The organism is Streptomyces sp. NPDC055239 (genome assembly GCF_053606205.1).
The window spans coordinates 71213-95973 of record NZ_JBSGRD010000021.1; the positions used below are offsets into that span (position 1 = coordinate 71213).

Sequence of the window (24761 nt, forward strand, 5' to 3'; positions counted from 1 at the left end):
AGTTCATCGGCTCAGGACCTACCGAGTAGTTCGTCGAGCAGCGAGAGGAGTGGTGGAAGGAGCAGCGGGAGCGGCTCGTGCTCAGGAATTGCCGAGTTGTTCGTCGAGCAGCGCGAGCAGCTCATCCGCCGACGCGGTACGCGCGTCCGTTCCGGACTCGGCGGGTTCCGTGCGGTTGTGCGTTTCGTCCCACATGGACAGCAGGGCACGGAGGCGGTCTCCGACACCCGCGCTCTGCTCGTCGCCCGGTGTGAGGAGGGACAGCGTGGACTCCAGGCGGTCCAGTTCGCTGTCGATGGTCGGTGTCCCGCCTCCGGGCAACCCTTCGAGGACGTACGCGGCGAGCGCGGACGGCGTGGGGAAGTCGAAGACGAGCGTGGCGGGCAGGCTGAGACCGGTGGTGGCGTTGAGGACGTTGCGGAACTCGACCGCGGTGAGCGAGTCGAAGCCCAACTCCTGGAAAGCCCGGCCGGGTTCGACCAGCTTGGTGCCCTCGTGTCCGAGGACGGCGGCGGCCAGCTCCCGCACCATGTCGAGGACGGCGCGTTCGCGCTCGGGGCCGGACAGCGCGGTGAGTTTGGCCATCGCGTCGACCGGAGCCGATGCGTCCGCAGAACCCTGGGGGCCTTGCACGCCGGGCAGTTCCTGGAGCAGCGGGCTCGGCCGTACCGATGTGAAGGCCGGGGCGAACACGCTCCAGTCGACGTCCGCCACCAGGGCCGTCGGGTCGCCCTGGCGGACGGCCCGGTCAAGGGCGGCGACGGCCTGCTCGGGCTCCAGCGGGGCAAGGCCGCGGCGGCGCAGCTGTTCGCCGAGCTGCCCGTCGGCCATGCCGCCGCCGCCCCAGGGCCCCCACGCGACGGCGGTGGCGGGCAGACCCGCGGCCACGCGCTGTTCCGCGAGTGCGTCGAGGAAGGCGTTGGCGGGCGCGTAGTTGCCCTGGGCCGCCGCACCGAACGTGCCGGACACCGAGGAGAACATCACGAACGCCGACAGGTCCAGGTCGCGGGTGAGCTCGTCGAGGTTGGCCGCGGCGTGGGCCTTCGGCCGCAGTACGGCGTCGAGCCGCTCCGGGGTGAGCGCGGACAGTACGCCGTCGTCCAGAGTGCCCGCCGCATGGACGACCGCGTTGAGCGGGAACTCGGCGGGGACCGACGCGAGCAGGTCCGCGAGCGCGTCCCGGTCGGCGACGTCGCAGGCCGCGATGGTGACACGGGCGCCCAGCGCGGTCAGCTCCGCGCGCAGCTCCTCCGCGCCGTCGGCCTTCATTCCGCGCCTGCTGGTCAGCAGCAGGTGCTCGGCGCCCTTCGCCACGAGCCACCTGGCGACGTGGCCGCCGAGCGAGCCGGTGCCGCCGGTGACGAGCACCGTGCCGGTGGGGTCCCAGTCGTCGAGGCGTGCCGATGACACGGGCTGGAGCCGTCGGCCGTACACCCCGCTGGCGCGGAGCGCGACCTGGTCCTCTCCGTTGGTTCCGGAGAGGACACCCGCGAGGCGGGCGCCGCTGCGCTCGTCCAGTGTGGCGGGCAGGTCGACGAGGCCACCCCAGCGTTCGGGGTGTTCCAGGGCGACGACCCGGCCGAATCCCCACACCATCGCCTGGTCGGGTCCCGCGGGTGCGTCGGAGCCGCCGATGGCGACTCCGCCTCGTGTGGCGCACCACAGCGGGGCTGCGAGGCCGATGTCGCTGAGGGCCTGGACGAGGGCGAGGGTGGGGTGCAGGCCGCCGGACGGCAGTTCGGGGTCGAGCGCGAACAGGGAGAGGGCACCCGCGACGGGTTCCCCGGTCGCTGTCCGGGCCTCGGTCGCCATCAGGGCCGCCAGGGATTCCCGGTCCACCGCCCCACCGGTCCGTACGGGAACCACGCGCGCCCCGTGCCTGCTCAGCGCGGCGGCGACGGATTCCTCACCGGCACCGTCCCGGCTGACCACGAGCCAGGTGCCCGTGAGTGCCGCGGGGGGCTCGCTCACCGACTGCCAGGTGACGCGGTAGCGCAGGCCGTCGACCGCGGAGTTCTCGGCCTGTTCCTGCCGCCACGACGAAAGGCGGGGCAGCACGGCGCTGATCGGGTCGTCGAGGGACACGGCAAGCTCGTCCGCGAGTTCACCGAGGTCGCCGTCGGCCACCGCCGCCCAGAATCGCGCGTCGACGGCCCCCGAGACGTCGCCGGAGGGGGCCGCGGCCACGGTCGGCCAGAACCTCTGCCGTTGGAAGGCGTAGGTGGGCAGGTCGATGTGTGCGCCCCCGGAGGTCAGCTCCGTCCAGTCGACGGTGACACCGAGTACGTTCAACTTCCCTGCTGCTGTTACCAGTTCGAGCGTCTCGGACCGGTCGGCGCGCAGCGCGGGCACGAACACGGCGTCCGGCGCGGTCTCCTGGCCGAGCGCGGTGAGCACTCCGCCGGGGCCGATCTCCAGGAACGTGTCCACGCCCTGGTCCCGCAGCGTGCCGACGGCGTCGGCGAACCGCACCGCATCGCGCACGTGCCGCACCCAGTACTCCGGCGAGGTCAGCTCCTCGGCGGTCGCCCGCACTCCGGTCAGCGTCGACACGATCGGGAGCGCGGGAGCCTCGTACGACACGCCCTCAAGGACCTGGCGGAACTCGTCGAGCATCGGCTCCATGAGCGGCGAGTGGAACGCGTGACTGACGCGGAGCCGCGTCACCTTCCGCCCGGTCTCACGCCAGCGATCGGCGATGGCCTCGGCATCGGCGGCGACGCCCGAGAGCACCACGGACGTCGGGCCGTTCACCGCGGCGATGCCCACGGTGTCGGTCAGCTCCGGCAGGATCTCGGCCTCGGTCGCCTGGACCGCGAACATCGCGCCGCCCTCGGGCAGCGCCTGCATCAGACGGCCCCGGCTCGACACCACGGCGGCGGCGTCGGCCAGCGACCAGACTCCGGCCACGTGGGCCGCTGCCAGCTCGCCGATCGAGTGGCCGGCAAGGACCTCGGGCCGGACACCCCAGGACTCGAGGAGCCGGAAGAGCGCGACCTCGACCGCGAACAGCGCGGGCTGCGTCACGGCGGTCTCGTTCAGGGCGTCGGCGTCCTCACCGAACAGCACTTCACGGACTGCCGGGTCGAATTCACCCAGTACGGCGTTCAGGGCCTCGGCGAACACCGGGAAACGGGCGGCAAGTTCGCGGCCCATACCGAGCCGCTGCGAACCCTGACCCGAGAACAGGAACGCCGCCCGGCGCCCCGCTGCGACGCCGGAGACAAGACCGTTGGCGGTCCTTCCACCGGCGAGTGCGTCGAGGGCCGCGAGGAGGCCGTCGCGGTCCTGCCCGACGACGACCGCCCGGTGGTTCAGGGCGGCTCGCGTCTCCGCGAGCGTGCTTGCGACATCGAGCGGGTTGAGCTCCGGGTGCGCCACAAGGTGGGTGCGCAGGCGCCCTGCCTGTGCCCGCAGGGCGTCATCGCCCCGAGCCGATACCAGCAGCGGCAGCGCGGACGAGTCCGGGGCGCCCTTCGATACCGCGGCCCGGGTGGTGACCGGTGCCTGCTCGATGATGGCGTGCGCGTTGGTACCGCTGAATCCGAAGGACGACACACCGAACCGGCGCGGCCGGTCGATGTCCGGCCACGGGCGGGCCTCGGTGAGGAGCTCGATGTCACCGGCCGACCAGTCGACCTGCGGAGTCGGCTCGGCGACGTGCAGCGTCTTCGGCAGTACACCGTGCTGCATCGCCATGACCATCTTGATGACGCCGCCGACTCCGGCCGCGCCCTGGGTGTGGCCGATGTTGGACTTCAGCGATCCGAGCCACAGCGGCTGGTCGGCGGGGCGGTCCTGGCCGTAGGTGGCGAGCAGCGCCTGCGCCTCGATCGGGTCACCGAGTGTGGTACCGGTGCCGTGCGCCTCCATGGCGTCCACATCGGCCGACTCCAGGCCCGCGCTCGCAAGCGCCTGGCGGATCACCCGCTGCTGCGAAGGACCGTTCGGAGCGGTCAGACCGTTGGACGCACCGTCCTGGTTCACCGCGGTGCCCCGCACTACGGCGAGCACTCGGTGCCCGTTCCGCCGGGCGTCGGACAGACGCTCCAGTACGAGCATCCCGACGCCCTCGCCCCAGCCGGTCCCGTCGGCGTCCGACGAGAACGGCCTGCAGCGGCCGTCGGCGGACAGGCCGCGCTGGCGGCTGAAGTCCATGAACGCGCCCGGAGTCGTCATCACCGCCACGCCACCGGCAAGGGCCATCGAGCACTCGCCCGACCGCACCGCCTGCACGGCCAGGTGCAGGGCCACGAGGGACGAGGAGCACGCGGTGTCGACCGTCACGGCAGGTCCCTCGAGACCGAACGTGTAGGACAGCCGCCCGGACGTGACGCTCGCCGCGTTGCCCGTACCGACGTATCCCTCGACACTCTCCTCACTCGCGCCGAGGAGCGTGGCGTAGTCCTGGATGCTGGTACCGGCGTAGACGCCGATGTCGCGTCCCCGCACCGAGTTCGGGTCGATGCCGGCGCGCTCGAAGGCCTCCCATGAGGTCTCCAGGAGCAGCCGGTGCTGCGGGTCCATGGCAAGGGCTTCGCGGGGCGAGATCCCGAAGAACGTCGGGTCGAACAGGTCGGCGTCGTGCAGGAAGCCGCCCTCGCGGGTGTAGGTGGTGCCCATGTGGTCGGGGTCCGGGTGGTAGATCGCGTCCAGGTCCCAGCCGCGGTTTCCGGGGAACTCGCTGATGGCGTCGCCACCGTCGAGGACGAGCCGCCACAGGTCCTCGGGCGATGCGACGCCTCCGGGGTAGCGGCAGCTCATGCCGACGATCGCGATCGGCTCGTCGGTCACGGAGACGGTCGTACGGGTGCGCGCCGCGGCGACGGGCGTACCGGCGAGCTCGGCGCCGAGGTGCGCGACGAGTGCGGCAGGTGTCGGGTAGTCGAAGACCAGCGTGGCGGGCAGGCGCAGCTCGGTCGCCGCGTTGAGCCGGTCGCGGAACTCGACGGCGGTCAGCGAGTCGAACCCGAGCTCCTTGAACGCCCGGTCGGGTACGACGGCGTGCGCCGAACTGTGGCCGAGTACCACGGCCACGTGACCGAGCACGAGGTCGAGCAGCGCCTTCTCCCGCTCCGCCTCGGTCAGCCCCGCGAGGGACTGCGCCAGCGCGGACGCGGCGGCCGCGGACTCGGCTGCCCTGCGCACGGTGCCCCGCACGAGACCGCGCAGCAGGTGCGGCACGGGCCGGGAACGCGCCTGCCGGTGCAGCACCGGCAGGTCGAGGGGGACCGGGACGAGCGTGGCACGCCCTGTGGAACCCGCCGCGTCGAACAGCGCCAGGCCTTCGGCCTCGTCGAGGGTGCCTGCCGTGCCGTTCGGGTCGGCGTCCACCCACGGGCCCCACGCCAAGGATGTGGCGGGCAGGCCAGCGGTGTGGCGGTGGTGGGCGAGTGCGTCCAGGAAGGTGTTGGCCGCCGCGTAGTTGCCCTGGGCGGGGTCACCGAGGGTGCCGGCCGCCGAGGAGAACAGTACGAACGCGGACAGGTCCAGGTCGCGGGTCAGGTCGTGCAGGTGCCAGGCCGCGTCGACCTTGGGCCGGAAGACGGTGTCGATCCGGTCCGGGGTCAGCGAGCCGATGGTGCCGTCGTCCAGCACGCCGGCGGTGTGGACGACTGCGGAGATCTCGTGCTCGGCAAGGAGAGCCTTGAGGGTCTCGCGGTCGGCCACGTCGCAGGCCGCGTACGTCACTTCGGCGCCCTGCGCGACGAGTTCGGCGCGCAGTTCCTCGGCGCCCTCGGCGGTGGCGCCGCGCCTGCTCACCAGGAGCAGGTTGCGCACGCCTCGCTCCGCGACCAAGTGCCGGGTCACGAGGCTGCCGAGCGCGTCCGTCGCGCCGGTGACCAGCACCACACCGGAACCAAAGCCGGGATCGTCGACCACGGACTGCCGCACCCGGGCCAGGCGGGGCACGTGAACCTCTCCGGACCGCACCGCCAACTGCGGCTCGCCGGTGGCCAGCGCGGACGCCAGCACGTCCAGCGAGGCGGTCTCCTCATCGAGGTCGACAAGGACGATCCGGTCCGGGTTCTCCGACTGGGCGGAGCGCACCAGACCCCACACCGCCGCCTGCGCGACATCTCGTACGTCGTCATCGTCTGTCGCGGCGATCGCGCCATTGGTCACGATGGCCAGGCGCGATACATCGAACCGCTCGTCGTCGAGCCAGGACTGGACCGCGTTCAGCGCCCAGTGCGCCGCCTCATGTGCGTCGGCGACCGGGTCGGTCCCCGAGGCCACGGGGCAGGGCAGAGCCACGAAGTCAGGCAGTTCCGCCGATCCCGCGAGCGCCTCCAGGTCGGTCCACTCGACCGTCGGTATGTCACCGTCGAACGGAGCGGCCGACACCCAGTCGACGCCGAACAGCGAATCCCGGTCCTGCCGCGACGGCTTCGCCGCCATCGGTCGCAGCACCAGCGAGTCGATCGTGGCCACCGGAGCACCGGAGCCGTCAGCGACCGTCAGCGTCACTCCGTCTGCGCCTGTGGGCGCCAACCGCACCCGCAACGCCGTCGCACCCGAGGCATGCAGCCGCACGCCGGACCACGAGAACGGCAGGCCGCCGGATTCACCGTCGCCGTCCGCCAGGCCGATCGCGTGCAACGCCGCGTCCAGCAGCGCCGGGTGCAGGCCGAAACCGTCCACTCCCACACCGTCCGGCAGCGCGACCTCGGCGAACACCTCCTCGTCCCTGTGCCAGGCCGAGCGCAGTCCCTGGAACACCGGCCCGTAGCCGAAGCCGCCTGCGACCATGCGGTCGTAGTAGCCGTCCAGGTCGACGGCCTCCGCGCCCGCGGGCGGCCACTCGACCAGTGAGGCCCCGACAGAGCGACCGCCCTCACGCAGCACGCCGGTGGCGTGGCGGGTCCACGAACGACCGTCATCGGTGTCACCGGGGCTCGAGTGGAAGCTCAGCTCGCGCCGACCGGACGAGTCCTCGGCACCGACCCACACCTGCACCCGCACCGAACCGCTCTCCGGCAGGACGAGCGGCGCCTCAAGCGTCAACTCCTCCACCAGATCGCACCCGACCTGATCCCCAGCCCGCACCGCAAGCTCGACAAACGCAGCACCGGGCAGCAGCACCGAACCCTGAACGAGGGAGTCAGCCAGCCACGGGTGAGTCTGGAGCGACAGTCGACCGGTCAGCAGCACACCATCCGTGCCGCCCACCGTGACAGCCGCACCAAGGAGCGGGTGCTCCGCCGAACCGAGCCCGACCGCCGAGACATCACCCATCATCGGCAGCACGTCGGGCCAGTAGCGCTCGCGCTGGAAGGCGTACGTCGGCAGATCCACGCGCTGTGCGCCGCGACCGGCGAAGAACACGTCCCAGTCCACTCGGACGCCACGCACGTGGAGCTGCCCTGCGGCGGTCGTGGCGGCCACCGCCTCGGGGCGGTCGTTCCGCAGTACCGGTACGAAGGTTGCCTCCGGCGCGGACTCGCGGCCAAGGGCCGACAACGTCCCGCCCGGGCCGACCTCGACGAACGTGCCCACGCCCTCGGCGACGAGCGTGCTCACGGCATCGGCGAACCGCACCGACTCACGCACGTGCCGCACCCAGTACTCCGGCGAGGTCAGCTCCTCGACGGAGGCCCGCGCGCCGGTCAGCGTCGACACGACCGGGAACGAGGGAGCCTCGTAGGACACCTCTTCCAGCGCCTGACGGAAGTCGTCGAGCATCGGCTCCATGAGCGGCGAGTGGAAGGCATGACTGACCTTCAAACGGGTTACCTTCCGGCCCGCCTCGCGCCAGCGTTCGGCGACTGCTTCGGCGTCAGCGGCCACTCCGGAGACGACCACCGATGTCGGGCCGTTGACCGCGGCGATACCCACGGTCTCCGGCAGGTCAGTCGCGACCTCGGCCTCCGTCGCCTGGATCGCCACCATCGCACCACCGGACGGCAGCGCCTGCATCAGCGCGCCCCGTGCCGAGACGATTCTGGCGGCATCGGCCAGCGTCCAGACACCGGCCACGTGGGCCGCGGCCAGTTCACCGATCGAATGCCCGGCCAGCACGTCCGGCCGGATGCCCCAGGACTCCAGGAGGCGGAAGAGTGCGACCTCGACGGCGAACAACACGGGCTGCGTCACGCCCGTCTCGTTCAGAGCGTCGGCGTCCGCACCGAAGAGAACTTCGCGCACCTGCGGGTCGAACTCCGCAAGGATGGCGTCCAGGGACTCGGCGAACACCGGGAAACGGGCGGCCAGTTCGCGACCCATGCCGAGCCGCTGCGAACCCTGACCCGAGAACAGGAATCCCACCCGGCCAGGTTCGCCGGCCGCTCCTGTGACCACGGCACCGGTCGCCTGGCCCTCGGCCACGGCCGCCAAGGCGGCCAGCAGCTCCGACCGCTCGTCGGCGACCACCACGGCACGGTGCTCGAGCACCGCCCGCGAGGACACCAGCGCACGGCCCACGTCCGCCACGGAGAGTTCGGGAGCCGCGTCGGCGAAGGACTTGAGCCGTGCGGCCTGCTCCCGCAGCGCCTCCGGGCTCCGGGCAGAGAGCACCCACGGCACCAGGCCGTCACTCACCGGCTCCGGCACCGGGGCTTGCTCCTCCGCGCCCGCCGGAGCCTGCTCGACGATGACGTGTGCGTTCGTGCCGCTCACACCGAACGAGGACACTCCCGCCCGCCACGGCTGGCCGGTCTGCGGCCACGGACGCTCCTGCGTCAACAGTTCCACCGCACCGGCGGACCAGTCCACGTGCGACGACGGTTCGTCCACGTGGAGGGTGCGCGGCAGTACGCCGTGCCGCATCGCCATGACCATCTTGATGACACCCGCGACACCGGCAGCGGCCTGCGTGTGGCCGATGTTGGACTTCACCGAGCCGAGCCACAGCGGCCGGTCGCCGGGGCGGTCCTGGCCGTAGGTGGCGAGGAGCGCCTGGGCCTCGATCGGGTCACCGAGTGTGGTGCCGGTGCCGTGCGCCTCCATGGCGTCCACATCGGCCGACTCCAGGCCCGCACTCGCCAACGCCTGGCGGATCACGCGCTGCTGCGAGGGACCGTTCGGCGCGGTGAGGCCGTTGGACGCGCCGTCCTGATTGACGGCGGAGCCACGTACGACGGCAAGGATCTCGTGGCCGTTGCGCTGAGCATCCGAAAGGCGCTCCACGAGCAGCATGCCAACGCCCTCGCCCCAACCGGTGCCGTCGGCGGCATCGGCGAACGCCTTGACCCGGCCGTCCGCAGCCAGGCCACGCTGGCGGCTGAATTCGATGAACGCACCCGGCGTCGACATCACCGTCACGCCACCGACGAGCGCCAGTTCGCACTCGCCCTTGTGCAGCGACTGGCTCGCCCAGTGCAGGGCGACCAGGGACGACGAGCACGCCGTGTCGACGGTGACGGCAGGGCCCTCGAGGCCGAACGTGTACGACAGCCGGCCCGAGATGACGCTCGCCGCGTTGCCGGTACCCGCGTATCCGTCGACGTTGTCCCGCGAGGCCATCAACAGCGTGCCGTAGTCCTGGCCGTTGGTGCCCACGAAGACTCCGGACCGGCTTCCCCGCAGTGAGTTCGGGTCGATGCCCGCCCGCTCGAAGGCCTCCCAGGAGGTTTCGAGGAGCAGTCGCTGCTGGGGGTCCATGGCCAGCGCCTCGCGCGGCGAGATGCCGAAGAACGCCGGGTCGAAGTCCGCGGCGTCGTCCAGGAAGGCGCCCATGCGGCTGTAGGTGGTGCCGGACTGTTCGGGGTCGGGGTCATAGAGCGAGTCCATGTCCCAGCCGCGGTCCGTCGGGAACTGCGTCACCGCGTCCCTGCCTCCGGCCACCAGACGCCACAGGTCCTCCGGCGACTCGACCCCGCCCGGGAAACGGCAACTCATACCGACGATCACGATCGGCTCGTCCGCCACCATCGCGACGCGCTCGTCGGTCACGACATCGACCACGCCGCCCAGCAGCTCGGCGCCGAGGTGAGCGGCGAGTGCGGCAGGGGTCGGATAGTCGAAGACCAGCGTGGCGGGCAGTGTCAACTCGGTGGCAGCGTTGAGACGGTTGCGCAGTTCGACGGAGCTGAGCGAGTCGAAGCCCAGTTCCTTGAACGCACGGTCGGGAGCGATGGCCTGTGCCGAGCCGTGACCGAGGACCACGGCCACATGGCCGAGCACGAGGTCCAGCAGGAGCTTCTCCCGCTCCTCGACGGGCAGCCCCACCAGCGACTGCGCCAGCGCGGACCCGGCAACGGCCCGGCCCGACTCGACCGTCCTGCGCGCGGTGCCACGCACCAGGCCGCGCAGCATGTGCGGCACGGGCTGGGTTCGCGCCTGCCGGTGCAGCTCCGCCAGGTCGAGAGGGACCGGGACCAGCGCGGCCCGTCCCGTGGAACCTGCCGCGTCGAACAGCGCCAGACCCTCGGTCGCGCCGATCGGGATGGCGCCGCCGCTGGTGATGCGCCGTACGTCGGCCTCATCCAGGCTGCCCGCCATGCCGTCCGCCGTGGCCCACAGGCCCCACGCGAGCGAGGTCGCGGCCAGGCCGAGAGCGCGGCGGTGGTGGGCGAGTGCGTCCAGGAAGGTGTTGGCCGCCGCGTAGTTGCCCTGGCCGGGGCCACCGAGGATGCCCGCCACCGAGGAGAACAGTACGAACGCGGACAGGTTCAGGTCGCGGGTCAGGTCGTGGAGGTGCCAGGCCGCGTCGACCTTGGGGCGGAACACCCCGTCGATCCGCTCGGGGGTAAGGGAGCCGATGGTGCCGTCGTCCAGCACGCCCGCCGTGTGGATGACGGCGGAGATCTCGTGCTCGGCAAGGAGAGCCTTGAGGGTCTCGCGGTCGGCCACGTCGCAGGCCGCGTACGTCACCTCGGCGCCCTGTGCGACCAGTTCGGCACGCAGCTCCTCCGCGCCCTCGGCGGTGGCACCGCGCCTGCTCACCAGCAGCAGATTGCGCACGCCCCGCTCCGCGACCAAGTGCCGGGCGACAAGGCCGCCGAGCGTGCCGGTCGCGCCGGTGAGCAGCACCGCACCCGAACCAAAGCCCGGGTCATCCACCACGGACCGGCGGGCCCTGGCCAGACGCGGCGCACTGACAGCACCCGCACGCACCGCCAACTGCGGCTCACCCGTGGCCAGCGCGGACGCCAGCACGTCCAGCGAAGCCGTCTCCCCATCGAGGTCGACCAGCACGATCCGGTCCGGGTTCTCCGACTGGGCGGAGCGCACCAGCCCCCACACCGCCGCCTGAGCGACGTCACGCACGTCGTCATCGTCTGTCGCGGTGATCGCGCCGTTGGTCGCGATGACCAGGCGCGATGCGTCGAAGCGCTCGTCATTGAGCCAGGACTGGACCGTGTTCAGCGCCCAGTGCGCCGCCTCATGCGCACGGGCAACCGGGTCGGACCCGGAAGTGACCGGGCACGGCAGAACGGCGAAGTCAGGCAGTTCCGCCGCCCCCGCAAGCGCCTCCAGGTCGGTCCACTCGACCGTCGGTACGTCACCGTCGAACAGAGGCATCGACACCCAGTCGAGACCGAACAACGCATCGTCGCCCTGCCCGTCACCGGCGAACTGGTCCAACGACGCCGGGCGCAGCACCAACGAGTCGACCGTGGCCACCGGAGCACCGGAGCCGTCAGCGACCGTCAGCGCCACTCCGTCAGCGCCGCTAGGCGCCAGCCGCACCCGCAGTACCGTCGCGCCCGAGGCATGCAGTCGCACGCCCGACCACGAGAACGGCAGCTGATCGGCATCGCCGTCCGTCATCAGTTCGCTCGCATGCAGCGCCGCGTCCAGCAGAGCCGGGTGCAGGCCAAAGCCCTCAGCCTTCACACCGTCCGGCAGCGCGACCTCGGCGAACATCTCGTCCCCGCTGCGCCAGGCCGAACGCAATCCCTGGAACACCGGGCCATATTTCAAGCCGCCCGCGACCATGCGGTCGTAGTAGCCGTCCAGGTCCACGGCCTCCGCGCCCGCAGGCGGCCACTCGACCAGCGAGGCCCCACCGGAGCGGTCGCCCTCACGCAGCACACCCGTGGCATGCCGTGTCCACGAGCGACCGTCGTCGTCACCCACGCTGGAATGGAAACTCAGTTCCCGCCGGCCCGCCTCATTCGCCGCACCGACCCACACCTGCAGCCGCACCGAACCGCTCTCCGGCAGGATGAGCGGCGCCTCCAGCGTCAACTCCTCGACCAGGTCGCACCCGACCTGGTCCCCCGCCCGCACCGCAAGCTCGACAAACGCCGTACCGGGCAGCAGCACCGAACCCTGCACCACATAGTCAGCAAGCCACGGATGCGACTGGACCGACAACCGGCCCGTCAGCAGCGCCCCATCCGTGCCACCGAGGGTGACGGTCGCGCCAAGGAGCGGGTGATCCGCCGAACCGAGCCCGGCCGCCGCGACGTTTCCGATCATCGGCAGCACGTCGGGCCAGAAGTGTTCACGCTGGAAGGCGTACGTCGGCAGGTCCACGCGCCGCGCGCCACGACCGGCGAAGAACGCCTCCCAGTCCACCCGTACGCCGGACACGTGGAGCTGTCCTGCGGCAGTCGTAGCGGCCACTGCCTCGGGGCGATCACCACGCAGTACTGGTACGAAGGCTGCTTCCGGCGCGGACTCCTGGCCAAGGGCCGACAGTGTGCCGCCGGGACCGACCTCGACGAACGTCGTCACACCCTCGGCGCCGAGCGTGCTCACGGCGTCGGCGAACCGCACCGACTCACGCACGTGCCGCACCCAGTACTCCGCCGAGGTCAACTCCTCGGCCGTCGCCCGCTCACCGGTCAGCGTCGACACGATCGGAAGCGCGGGCACCTCGTACGAGACGCCCTCAAGGATCTGGCGGAACTCGTCGAGCATCGGCTCCATCAACGGCGAGTGGAAGGCATGGCTGACCTTCAGGCGAGACACCTTCCGACCCGCCTCGCGCCACCGCTCGGCCACCGCCTCAACATCAGCGGCAACACCGGAAACAACCACGGATGTCGGGCCGTTCACCGCTGCGATACCGACGGTCTCCGACAGATCCGACGCCAACTCGGCCTCGGACGCCTGAATCGCGACCATCGCACCACCGGACGGCAGGGACTGCATCAGCGCACCACGCGCCGACACCACCTTCACGGCGTCGGTAAGCGACCAGACACCCGCCACGTGCGCGGCGGCCAGCTCACCAATCGAGTGCCCCGCCAGCACATCGGGACGCACACCCCACGACTCAAGAAGCCGGAACAACGCCACCTCGACCGCGAACAGCGCGGGCTGCGTCACCCCCGTCTCATTCAGCGCATCGGCATCCTCACCGAACAACACCTCACGGACCTCAGGCCCGAACTCCGCAAGCACAGCGTCCAGAGCCTCGCCGAACACCGGCAAACGGGACGCCAGTTCACGCCCCATGCCCAACCGCTGCGAGCCCTGACCCGAGAACAAGAAGCCCAACCGACCAGGCTCATCAGCCACTCCCGCAACCACCGCGCCGGTCGTCCGGCCCTCGGCCACATCGGCCAGAGCAGCCAGGAACTCGGACCGGTCAGCAGCCACGATCACCGCACGGTGGTCCAACGCCGACCGCGTCGTCGCGAGCGAGTAGCCGATGTCAACGAGCGCGTGCTCGTCCGCCACGGCCAACAGCCGCTCGGCCTGGCCACGCAACGCGCCCTCGTCGCCCGCCGAAAGCACCCACGGCACCAACCCGCCGTCACGTACCGGCGCCGGAGCTTCCTCCTGCTCGAGCACGGGAGCCTGCTCGATGATGGTGTGCGCGTTGGTGCCGCTGAACCCGAACGACGACACACCAGCGCGCAACGGCTGGCCGGTCTCGGGCCAGGGGCGCTCCTCCGAGAGGAGTTCCACCGCACCTGCGGACCAGTCGACGTGGGGCGACGGCTCGTCCACGTGCAGGGTGCGCGGCAGCACACCGTGACGCATCGCCATCACCATCTTGATCACACCCGCCACACCGGCGGCGGCCTGCGTGTGACCGATGTTCGACTTCACCGACCCAAGCAACAGCGGCTCACCGCTGCGGTCCTGGCCATAGGTGGCGAGGAGCGCCTGGGCCTCGATCGGGTCACCCAGCTTCGTACCGGTGCCGTGCGCCTCGACCACGTCCACGTCAGCCGGAGCCAGGCCCGCACTCGCGAGCGCCTGGCGGATCACCCGCTGCTGCGAGGGACCGTTCGGCGCGGTCAGGCCATTGGACGCGCCATCCTGGTTCACCGCCGAACCGCGTACCACTGCAAGCACCTGATGGCCGTTGCGCTGAGCATCCGAGAGGCGCTCGACGAACAGCATGCCGACGCCCTCACCCCAACCGGTGCCGTCAGCGCCGGCCGCGAACGCCTTGCAGCGACCATCCTCAGCAAGACCACGCTGGCGGCTGAACTCGACGAACGCACCCGGCGTCGACATCACCGTCACGCCACCCGCGAGGGCCAGTTCGCACTCACCGGACCGCAGCGCCTGCACCGCCAGGTGCAGTGCCACCAGGGAAGAGGAGCACGCCGTGTCCACCGTCACCGCGGGGCCTTCGAAGCCGAAGGTGTACGACAGACGACCCGAGGCCACGCTGGCCGCGTTGCCGGTAGCCACGTAGCCGCCCACATCCTCGGCGGCCCCGCCCAGCACGAGCCCGTAGTCCTGCACGTTCGATCCCACGAACACGCCGACGCGCTCACCGCGCAGCGACGCCGAGTCGACCCCCGCTCGCTCGAACGCCTCCCAGGAGGTCTCAAGCAGCAACCGCTGCTGCGGGTCCATCGCAAGCGCCTCACGAGGCGAGATACCGAAGAAGTCCGCATCGAACCCGCCCACGTCCTCCAGGAACGCGCCCGAACGCGAATACGAGGTCCCCACTCCATCCGGGTCGGGGTCGTACAACGCCTCCAGGTCCCAACCACGATCAGTCGGGAACTCCGACACCGCGTCCCCACCGGAGAGCAACACCCGCCACAGATCCTCCGGGCTCGACACACCACCGGGGTAACGGCAGGCCATCGCCACGATCGCGATCGGCTCATCGGTCACACCAGAGGTGGAGGTGGCAGCGGAGGGGACGGCCACGTCCACACCCGACAGTTCGGTGCGCAGGTAGGCGGCCAGTACGGCGGCGTTGGGGTAGTCGTAGACCAGCGTGGCGGGCAGCGCGACACCGGTGGCCTCACTCAGCCGGGCCCGCAACTCCACCGCCGTCAGCGAGTCAAAGCCCAACTCCCGAAACGCACGGGAGGCGGAGAAGGCGTCACCCGATACATGGCCCAGCACCGCGGCCGCCTCATAGCGGACCAGCTCCGTGAGCTGCCGCTCCTGCTCCGCTACGTCCAGACCGGCCAGGCGCTGCGCCAGCTCCGACATCCCGCTGTTCGCCGACGTCGCCTCGAACGCAGCCCGCACCTGCGGCAGTTCCCCCAGCAACGCACTCGGCCGCTGCGCCATGAACGTACCCGCGAACCGCTCCCAGTCCACATCAGCCACGACGACATTCCCGTCGCCGTGCTCAAGGGCCGTGGCCAGACCCGCGATCGCCACCGCCGGAGCCATCGTCGGCAGACCCCGGCGCTTCAACTGCGCCGCCGCATCCCGACCGGCCCCCGCGACCATGCCACCGCCACCCCACGGACCCCACGCCACCGCCGTCGCCGGCAGACCCGCCGCCCGACGGTGCTCAGCAAGAGAATCCAGATAGGCATTGGCCGCCGCATACGCACCCTGCCCACCACTGCCCCACACACCAGCAATGGAGGAGAACAGCACAAACGCATCCAACTGCCGCTCCCCCAGCAGCTCATGCAGATTCCGCGCGCCATCCGCCTTCGCCGACAACACCTCGGCGAACCCACCCAGATCAGCCGGATCAAGATCGGCCAGAACACCAGAACGCTCAACACCCGCCGCATGCACCACCGCAGTGAGCGGGAACTCGTCGGGAACCGACGCCAGCACATCCGCCAGGGCGTCGCGATCGGCGACGTCGCAGGCCGCGATGGTGACCTGGGCTCCCAGCTCGGTCAGCTCCGCGCGCAGCTGCTCCGCGCCATCGGCCTCCAGTCCGCGCCTGTTGGTCAGCAGCAAGTGCTCGGCGCCCTTGCCCACCAACCACCTCGCGACGTGCGCGCCGAGCGCACCGGTACCGCCTGTGACCAGGACCGTCCCACGCGGCGACCAGCCCGCCCCGGGCTTCGTGCCCAGCGGTGCGGGTACCAGTCTGCGTCCCAGAATCTCGCCGCCGCGCATCGCGACCTGGTCCTCACCACCTGACCCGGCAAGCACCGAGACCAGCAGATCACCGGTCGTCTCGTCCTGCGCTTCGGGCAGATCGATCAGGCCGCCCCAGCGGGCGGACTGCTCCAGCGCGGCCACCCGGCCCAGGCCCCACAACATCGACTGCTCGAACCCGGCAACCACGTCGTCCGCGCCCGCCGACACCGCACCAGACGTCACGCACCACAGCGATACGTCCCTGTCACCGAGCGCCTGCAGCAACCCAACCGTGGCCGCCACACCCACCGGCACAGCCGATGCGCCCGCGTCAGCGAGACCAAGCAGCGATACCACACCACTCAGAGTCGGCAGGTCAGCCAGCTGCTCCGCCCAGTCGACCGACCCCGGCTCCACCGCCAGGACATGGACGTCCGCACCGTTACGGACCAACGCCTCACGAACCCACTCCGCACGGCCCTCACCAACGGGCGCGACAACCAGCCAAGCACCCTCCAGATGCCCGGACCCAGCAGCCACCGACCGCCACTCGACTCGATACCGCCAACCATCAACAGTGGAGCGCCCCAACTGCTCCTTGCGCCACGCGGAAAGCCTCGGCAGCACCGCACTCAACGGAGCGTCCGACGCCACATCCAACGTACGGGCGACGTCAGCGAGGTCACCGTCTTCGACGACTTCCCAGAACCGTGTCTCCGCCGGCGACAGACGCCCGGTGCGCCCCTCGGCCTGCACGTCCAGCCAGTAGCGCTGGTGCTGGAAGGCGTACGTCGGCAGGTCTACGCGCCGGGCGCCGCTGCCCGCGAAGTACGCGGCCCAGTCGACCGCCACACCCCTCGTGTGGAGCGCTGCCACCGCAGTAACCAGCGCGGCATCCTCGGCCCGGTCCGCACGCAACGCGGGCAGGAACACCGCGTCCGGCGCACCACCAAGCCCCAGCGCGGACAATGTCCCACCCGGACCGACCTCTACGAACACCCCGACACCCTGCTCACGCAGCGCCAGGATCGTGTCGTGGAAGCGCACGGACTCGCGCACATGCCGCACCCAGTACTCCGGCAAGGCAAGTTCCTCAGCAGAAGCCGGGAGGCCCGTCAGCGTCGAAACGATCGGGATCTCGGGAGCCGCGTACGAAACACCCTCGAGCACCCGGCGGAACTCGTCGAGCATCGGGTCCATCAACGGCGAGTGGAAGGCGTGGCTGACCTTCAGGCGAGACACCTTCCGGCCCACCGCACGCCAGCGCTCGGCGACCGTCTCCACATCGGTGTCGGCACCGGAAATGACCACCGACGTCGGCCCGTTGACCGCGGCGATGCCCACGGTGTCCGGCAGATCCGCGGCGACCTCGGCTTCGCTCGCCTGAATCGCGACCATCGCACCACCGGACGGCAGCGCCTGCATCAACCCGGCACGCGCCGACACCACCTTGGCGGCATCGGTCAGCGACCACACACCAGCCACGTGAGCCGCTGCCAGCTCACCGATCGAGTGCCCCGCCAGCACGTCGGGGCGAACCCCCCACGACTCAAGGAGACGGAACAGCGCAACCTCGACCGCGAACAGCGCGGGCTGGGTCACCCCCGTCTCGTTCAGCGCGTCGGCATCCTCACCGAACATCACCTCACGCACCAGCGGGTCGAACGCGCCCAGCACGGCATCGAGAGCCTCGGCGAACACCGGGAAACGGGGAGCCAGTTCGCGGCCCATACCCAGCCGCTGCGAACCCTGACCCGAGAACAAGAAGCCCAACAGCCCGCCGGCGACGGAACCGGACACCACACCCGACGCCTGCCTGCCCTCGGCCAGCGCCGTCAGAGCGGCCAGCCGGGTCTCCGCATCGTCGGCGATGACGACCGCACGCTCTTCGAGTGACGCCCGCGTCATCGCGAGGGAGGAGCCGACATCCACCGGGTTCAGGTCGATCGCGCCGGAGAGCAGCCGCGCCGCCTGTTCCCGCAATGCTTCGGCGCTCCGGGCCGAAAGGACCCACGGCACAACGCCTATGGGCACGGGCTCTACAACGGGAGTCGCTTCCTCGACGGCCGGGGCCTGCTCGATGATGGTGTGCGCATTCGTGCCGCTGAAGCCGAACGACGACACACCGAACCGGCGCGGCCGGTCAGTCTCCGGCCAGGGGCGGGCCTCGGTGAGGAGCTCGACGTCGCCGGCCGACCAGTCGACCTGTGAGGTCGGCTCATCCACGTGCAGCGTCTGCGGCAGCACCCCCTGCTGCATCGCCATGACCATCTTGATGACGCCTGCGACACCGGCGGCGGCCTGCGTGTGGCCGATGTTGGACTTCACCGAGCCAAGGAACAGCGGCCGGTCGGCAGGGCGGTCCTGGCCGTAGGTGGCGAGCAGCGCCTGGGCCTCGATCGGGTCGCCGAGCGTGGTGCCGGTCCCGTGCGCCTCCATGGCGTCCACATCGGCCGACTCCAGGCCCGCACTCGCCAACGCCTGGCGGATCACGCGCTGCTGCGAGGGACCGTTCGGCGCGGTCAGACCGTTCGACGCGCCATCCTGGTTGACGGCGGATCCCCGTACGACGGCAAGGATCTCGTGGCCGTTGCGCTGAGCGTCCGAGAGGCGCTCCACGAGCAGCATGCCGACACCCTCGCCCCAACCGGTGCCGTCGGCGGCATCGGCGAACGCCTTGACACGGCCGTCCGTAGCCAGGCCACGCTGGCGGCTGAATTCGATGAACGAGCCCGGCGTCGACATCACCGACACGCCGCCGACCAGCGCCAGTTCACACTCGCCCTTGTGCAGCGCGTTCACCGCCAGATGCAGCGCCACCAGGGACGACGAGCACGCCGTGTCCACCGTCACCGCAGGGCCTTCGAAGCCATACGTGTACGACAGGCGGCCGGAGATGACGCTCGCCGAGATGCCGGTGCCCGCGTACCCCTCGACTTCCTCCTGCGCGGCCATCAGCAACGCCGCGTAGTCCTGACCGTTGGTACCGACGAACACACCCGACCTGCCGCCCCGCAGGGAGTTCGGGTCGATGCCCGCCCGCTCGAATGCCTCCCAGGAGGTCTCCAGGAGCAGCCGCTGCTGGGGGTCCATCGCCGCGGCCTCGCGCGGCGAGATCCCGAAGAACGCCGGGTCGAAGTCCGCGACACCGTCCAGGAAGGCACCCATACGGGTGTAGGTGGTGCCCGACTGCTCAGGGTCGGGGTCATAGAGCGACTCCACGTCCCAGCCGCGATCCGTCGGGAACTGCGACACCGCGTCGCCGCCTCCGGCCACCAAGCGCCACAAGTCCTCCGGCGACTCGACCCCGCCCGGGAAACGGCAACTCATCCCGACGATCACGATCGGCTCGTCAGCCACCATCGCCACCGGATCATTGGCCACGACATCGACCACACCACCCAGCAACTCGGCGCCGAGATGCGCCGTCAGCGCGGCAGGGGTCGGGTAATCGAAGACCAGCGTGGCCGGCAGAGCCAGCTCGGTCGCCGCGTTCAGCCGGTTACGCAGCTCCACCGAGCTCAGCGAGTCAAAGCCCAGCTCCTTGAACGCACGATCGGCACCGACGGCCTGCGCCGAACCATGGCCAAGCACCACGGCCACGTGCCCGAGTACGAGATCAAGGAGCGTCTTCTCCCGCTCCGTGGCGGACAGACCCGCCAGCGACTGCGCCAACGCAGACCCGGCAACAACCGAACCAGACTCAACCGTCCTACGCGCAGCGCCACGGACCAGGCCGCGCATCAGATGCGGCACCGGCTGCGAACGCGCCTGCCGACGCAACACCGGCAGGTCGAGAGGAATCGGCACCAGCGCGGCACGCCCCGTCGAGCCCGCCGCGTCGAAAAGCGCCAGGCCCTCGGCCGCGTCGATCGGCATCGCGCCGCCGCTGGTGATGCGCCGCACATCAGCCTCGTCGAGACTGCCCGCCATGCCATCCGCATCCGCCCACAGGCCCCACGCCAACGATGTGGCGGGCAGCCCCGCTGTGCGGCGGTGCTGTGCGAGTGCGTCGAGGAACGCGTTGGCGGCCGCGTAGTTGCCCTGCCCCGCGCCGCCGAACACACCGGCGGCGGACGAGAAGAGTACGAACGCGGACAGGTCCAGGTCACGGGTCAGTTCGTGCAGATGCCAGGCCGCGTCGACCTTCGGCCGGAACACACCGTCGATCCGCTGAGGCGTCAGTGAACCGATGGTGCCGTCGTCCAGCACACCGGCGGTGTGTACGACGGCGGAGATCTCGTGCTCGGCAAGGAGAGCCTCGAGGGCCTCACGATCGGCCACGTCACATGCGGCAAACGCGACCTCGGCGCCCTGCGCGACCAGTTCGGCACGCAGTTCCTCGGCGCCCTCGGCGGTGCCACCGCGCCTGCTCACCAAGAGCAGGCTCTGTACGCCTCGCTCCGCGACCAAGTGCCGGGCGACAAGGCCGCCGAGCGTGCCCGTCGCACCGGTGACCAGCACCGCACCCGAACCAAAGCCCGGGTCGTCCACCACAGCCTGACGGGCTCTGGCCAGACGCGGCGCACTGACAGCACCCGCACGCACCGCCACCTGCGGCTCACCCGTGGCCAGAGCGGACGCCAGCGCCTCCAGCGAGGCCGTCTCCTCATCGAGGTCGACCAGGACGATCCGGTCCGGGTTCTCCGACTGGGCAGAGCGCACCAGACCCCACACCGCCGCCTGCGCGACGTCACGCACGTCCTCATCAGCCGTGACGGCGATCGCGCCACGGGTCACGACAACCAGACGCGACGCGTCGAAGCGCTCGTCACCGAGCCAGGACTGGACCGCGTTCAACGCCCAGTGCGCCGCCTCATGCGCACCGGCCACCGGGTCTGCCTCCGACGTGACCGGGCACGAAAGAGCCACAAAGTCGGCCAGCTCCGCCGACCCCGCCAGCGCCTCCAGGTCGGTCCACTCGACCGTCGGTACCTCACCGTCAATCCGAGGAGCCGTCACCCAGTCGACGCCGAACAGCGCGTCGTCCTGACCGCCACCGGCGATCTCGTCCAGCGACACCGGACGCAGCACCAGCGAGTCCACGGTCGCGACCGGGGCACCCGCACCATCCGCCACGGCCAACGAGAATCCGTCCGACCCCACAGGGGTCAGCCGCACCCGCAGCGCCGTCGCACCCGAGGCATGCAGCCGTACACCCGACCACGAGAACGGCAAGTCACCAGAGTCAGCGCCGCCACCCGCCAGGCCGATCGCATGCAGCGCCGCGTCCAGCAACGCCGGATGCAGACCAAAGCCCTCGACCTTCACACCGTCCGGCAACGCAACCTCGGCGAGCACCTCATCGCCCTTGCGCCAAGCGGACCGCAGCCCCTGGAACACCGGGCCATATCCCAAGCCCGACTCCTCCAACTCACCGTAGAACCCGCCCAGTTGTACGGCCTTCGCACCAGCCGACGGCCACTCGATCAGCGAAGCCCCACCAGAGCGGTCGCCCTCACGCAGCACACCCGTGGCATGCCGCGTCCACGAACGACCATCGTCCGCGTCACCCACACTGGAATGGAAACTCAGCTCACGCCGACCCGACTCATCCGCCGCACCGACCCACACCTGCACCCGAACCGAACCACTCTCCGGCAGGACGAGCGGCACCTCCAGCGCCAACTCCTCCACCAGATCGCACCCGACCTGATCCCCCGCCCGCACCGCCAACTCGACGAACGCGGCAGCAGGCAACAACACCGAACCCCGCACCACATAATCAGCGAGCCACGGATGCGACTGGACCGACAGCCGACCCGTCAGCAACACGCCGTCCGTGCCGCCCACCGTGACAGCCGCACCCAGCAACGGATGATCCGCCGACCCCAGTCCGGCCGCCGTGACATCGCCGACCGAGGGCAGCACGTCCAGCCAGAAGCGCTCACGCTGGAAGGCGTACGTCGGCAGATCCACCCGCCGCGCGCCACTGCCCTCGAAATAGGCGGCCCAGTCCACGTGAGCGCCCCGCACGTGCGCTTCCGCGATCGCGGCGGTCACCGCCGCCTCCTCCGGGCGATCGTTCCGCAGCACCGGCACGAACCCGGCCTCCGGAGCCGACTCCTGCCCAAGGGCGGACAGCGTCCCGCCAGGACCCACCTCGACGAACGTGGTCACACCCTCGTCCACGAGCGTGCTCACGGCGTCGGCGAACCGCACCGACTCCCGCACGTGCCGCACCCAGTACTCCGCCGAGGTCAACTCCTCAGCAGTGGCCGGCCGGCCCGTCAGCGTCGAAACGATCGGGATCGCTGGAGCCTCGTACGAGACACCCTCAAGGACCCGGCGGAACTCGTCCAGCATCGGCTCCATCAACGGCGAGTGGAACGCATGACTGACCTTCAGCCGTGACACCTTGCGCCCCGCCTCGCGCCACCGCTCCGCAACAACCTCAACATCAGCGGCAACACCGGAAACGACCACCGACGATGGGCCGTTGACCGCAGCAATTCCCACAGTCCCCGGCAGATCCGCGGCGACCTCGGCCTCGGACGCCTGGATCGCCACCATCGCACCACCGGACGGCAGCGCCTGCATCAGCGCACCCCGCGCCGACACAACAGCAGCGGCATCCGCCAGCGACCACACACCCGCCACATGCGCGGCGGCCAGCTCACCAATCGAGTGCCCCGCCAGCACATCGGGACGCACACCCCACGACTCGAGAAGGCGGAACAACGCCACCTCGACCGCGAACAGCGCGGGCTGCGTCACCCCGGTCTCGTTCAGTGCGTCGGCATCCTCACCGAACAACACCTCACGGACCTCAGGCCCGAACTCCGCAAGCACAGCGTCCAGAGCCTCGCCGAACACCGGGAAGCACTCAGACAACTCACGACCCATACCGAGCCGCTGCGACCCCTGGCCCGAGAAGAGGAAGCCCACCAGACCGGCAACGGTGCTGCCCGTCACCACCCCCGCCGCCTGACCACCCTCGGCCAGCGCCGTCAGAGCAGCGAGGCGGGTCTCCGCATCGCCCGCGATGACCACCGCACGCTGTTCAAGGGACGCCCGCGTCGTCGCGAGGGAGAAGCCGACATCCACCGGGTCCAGACCGAGCCCACCGGAGAGCGCCCGCTCCGCCTGCTGCCGCAGCGCCTCCGCGCTGCGCGCCGACAGCACCCACGGCACGAACCCGACCGTCCTAGAGGCGACGGCGGGAGCCGACTCCTCGAGGGGCGCGGCCTGCTCGACTTCCGGGGCCTGCTCGATGATGGTGTGCGCGTTCGTGCCGCTCACGCCGAACGACGACACACCGGCCCGCCACGGCTGACCGGTCTCCGGCCACGACCGGGTGTCCGTAAGGAGCTCCACCGCACCCGCGGACCAGTCCACGTGTGACGACGGCTCGGTGACGTGCAGCGTCTTCGGCAGTACGCCGTGCCGCATAGCCATGACCATCTTGATCACGCCCGCCACGCCCGCGGCGGCCTGGGTGTGGCCGATGTTCGACTTGATCGAGCCCAGCATCAGCGGGCGGTCCGCGGGACGGTCCTGGCCGTAGGTGGCAAGGAGCGCCTGCGCCTCGATCGGGTCGCCCAGCTTCGTACCCGTGCCGTGCGCCTCTATGGCGTCCACGTCGGACGGTGTCAGGCCCGCACTCGCGAGGGCCTGGCGGATCACCCGCTGCTGCGACGGACCGTTCGGCGCCGTCAGACCATTGGACGCACCGTCCTGATTCACCGCCGAACCACGTACCACCGCAAGCACCTGGTGGCCGTTGCGCTGGGCGTCCGAGAGGCGCTCCACGAGCAGCATGCCCGCGCCCTCGCCCCAACCGGTGCCGTCGGCGCTGTCGGAGAACGCCTTGCACCGGCCGTCGGGGGCGAGGCCGCGCTGGCGGCTGAACTCGATGAACGAGCCCGGCGTCGACATCACCGTCACGCCGCCGACAAGCGCAAGCTCGCACTCGCCCTTGTGCAATGCCTGTACCGCCAGGTGCAGGGCCACCAGCGAGGAGGAGCACGCCGTGTCCACCGTGACGGCGGGGCCTTCGAGACCGAAGGTGTACGACAGGCGGCCGGAGATGATGCTCGCCGAGATACCGGTGCCCGCGTACCCCTCGACTTCCTCCTGCGCGGCCATCAGCAGCGCCGCGTAGTCCTGGCCGTTGGTGCCGACGAACACGCCCGACCTGCTGCCGCGCAGCGATGCCGGGTCGATGCCCGCCCGCTCGAACGCCTCCCAGGAGGTTTCGAGGAGCAGCCGCTGCTGCGGGTCCATCGCGGCGGCCTCACGCGGGGAGATCCCGAAGAAGGCGGGGTCGAACTCCGTCGCGTCGTACAGGAACCCACCTTCACGGGCGTAGGTGGTGCCCGTGTGGTCGGGGTCCGCGTCGTACAGAGACTCCAGGTCCCACCCACGGTCGGCGGGGAACCCGGCGACCGCGTCCGCACCGGACTCGACAAGACGCCACAGGTCCTCCGGCGACTCGACACCACCGGGGAAACGGCAGCTCATGCCGACGATCGCGATCGGCTCGCTGTCCTTCTCCTCGACCTCACGGAGACGTTGCTTCGTCTGCCGCAGGTCTGCGGTCAGGCGCTTCAGATAGTCGAGGACCTTGTCGTCGGTCGGCATGTGCTTGATACCCCTCTGGGTGAGAG

The 24761-nt window shown here is 70.7% G+C and carries 1 protein-coding gene; it reads right to left on the reverse strand.

What is annotated here, in order from left to right; genetic code table 11:
* Window positions 1-81: 81 nt before the first annotated feature.
* The gene (locus ACWFRJ_RS41710; RefSeq protein ID WP_453543809.1) at window positions 82-24744 is read right to left on the reverse strand and encodes a type I polyketide synthase; all 24663 of its coding nucleotides are present in this window, start codon (window positions 24742-24744) and stop codon (window positions 82-84) included.
* Between the last annotated feature and the right edge of the window lie 17 nt (window positions 24745-24761).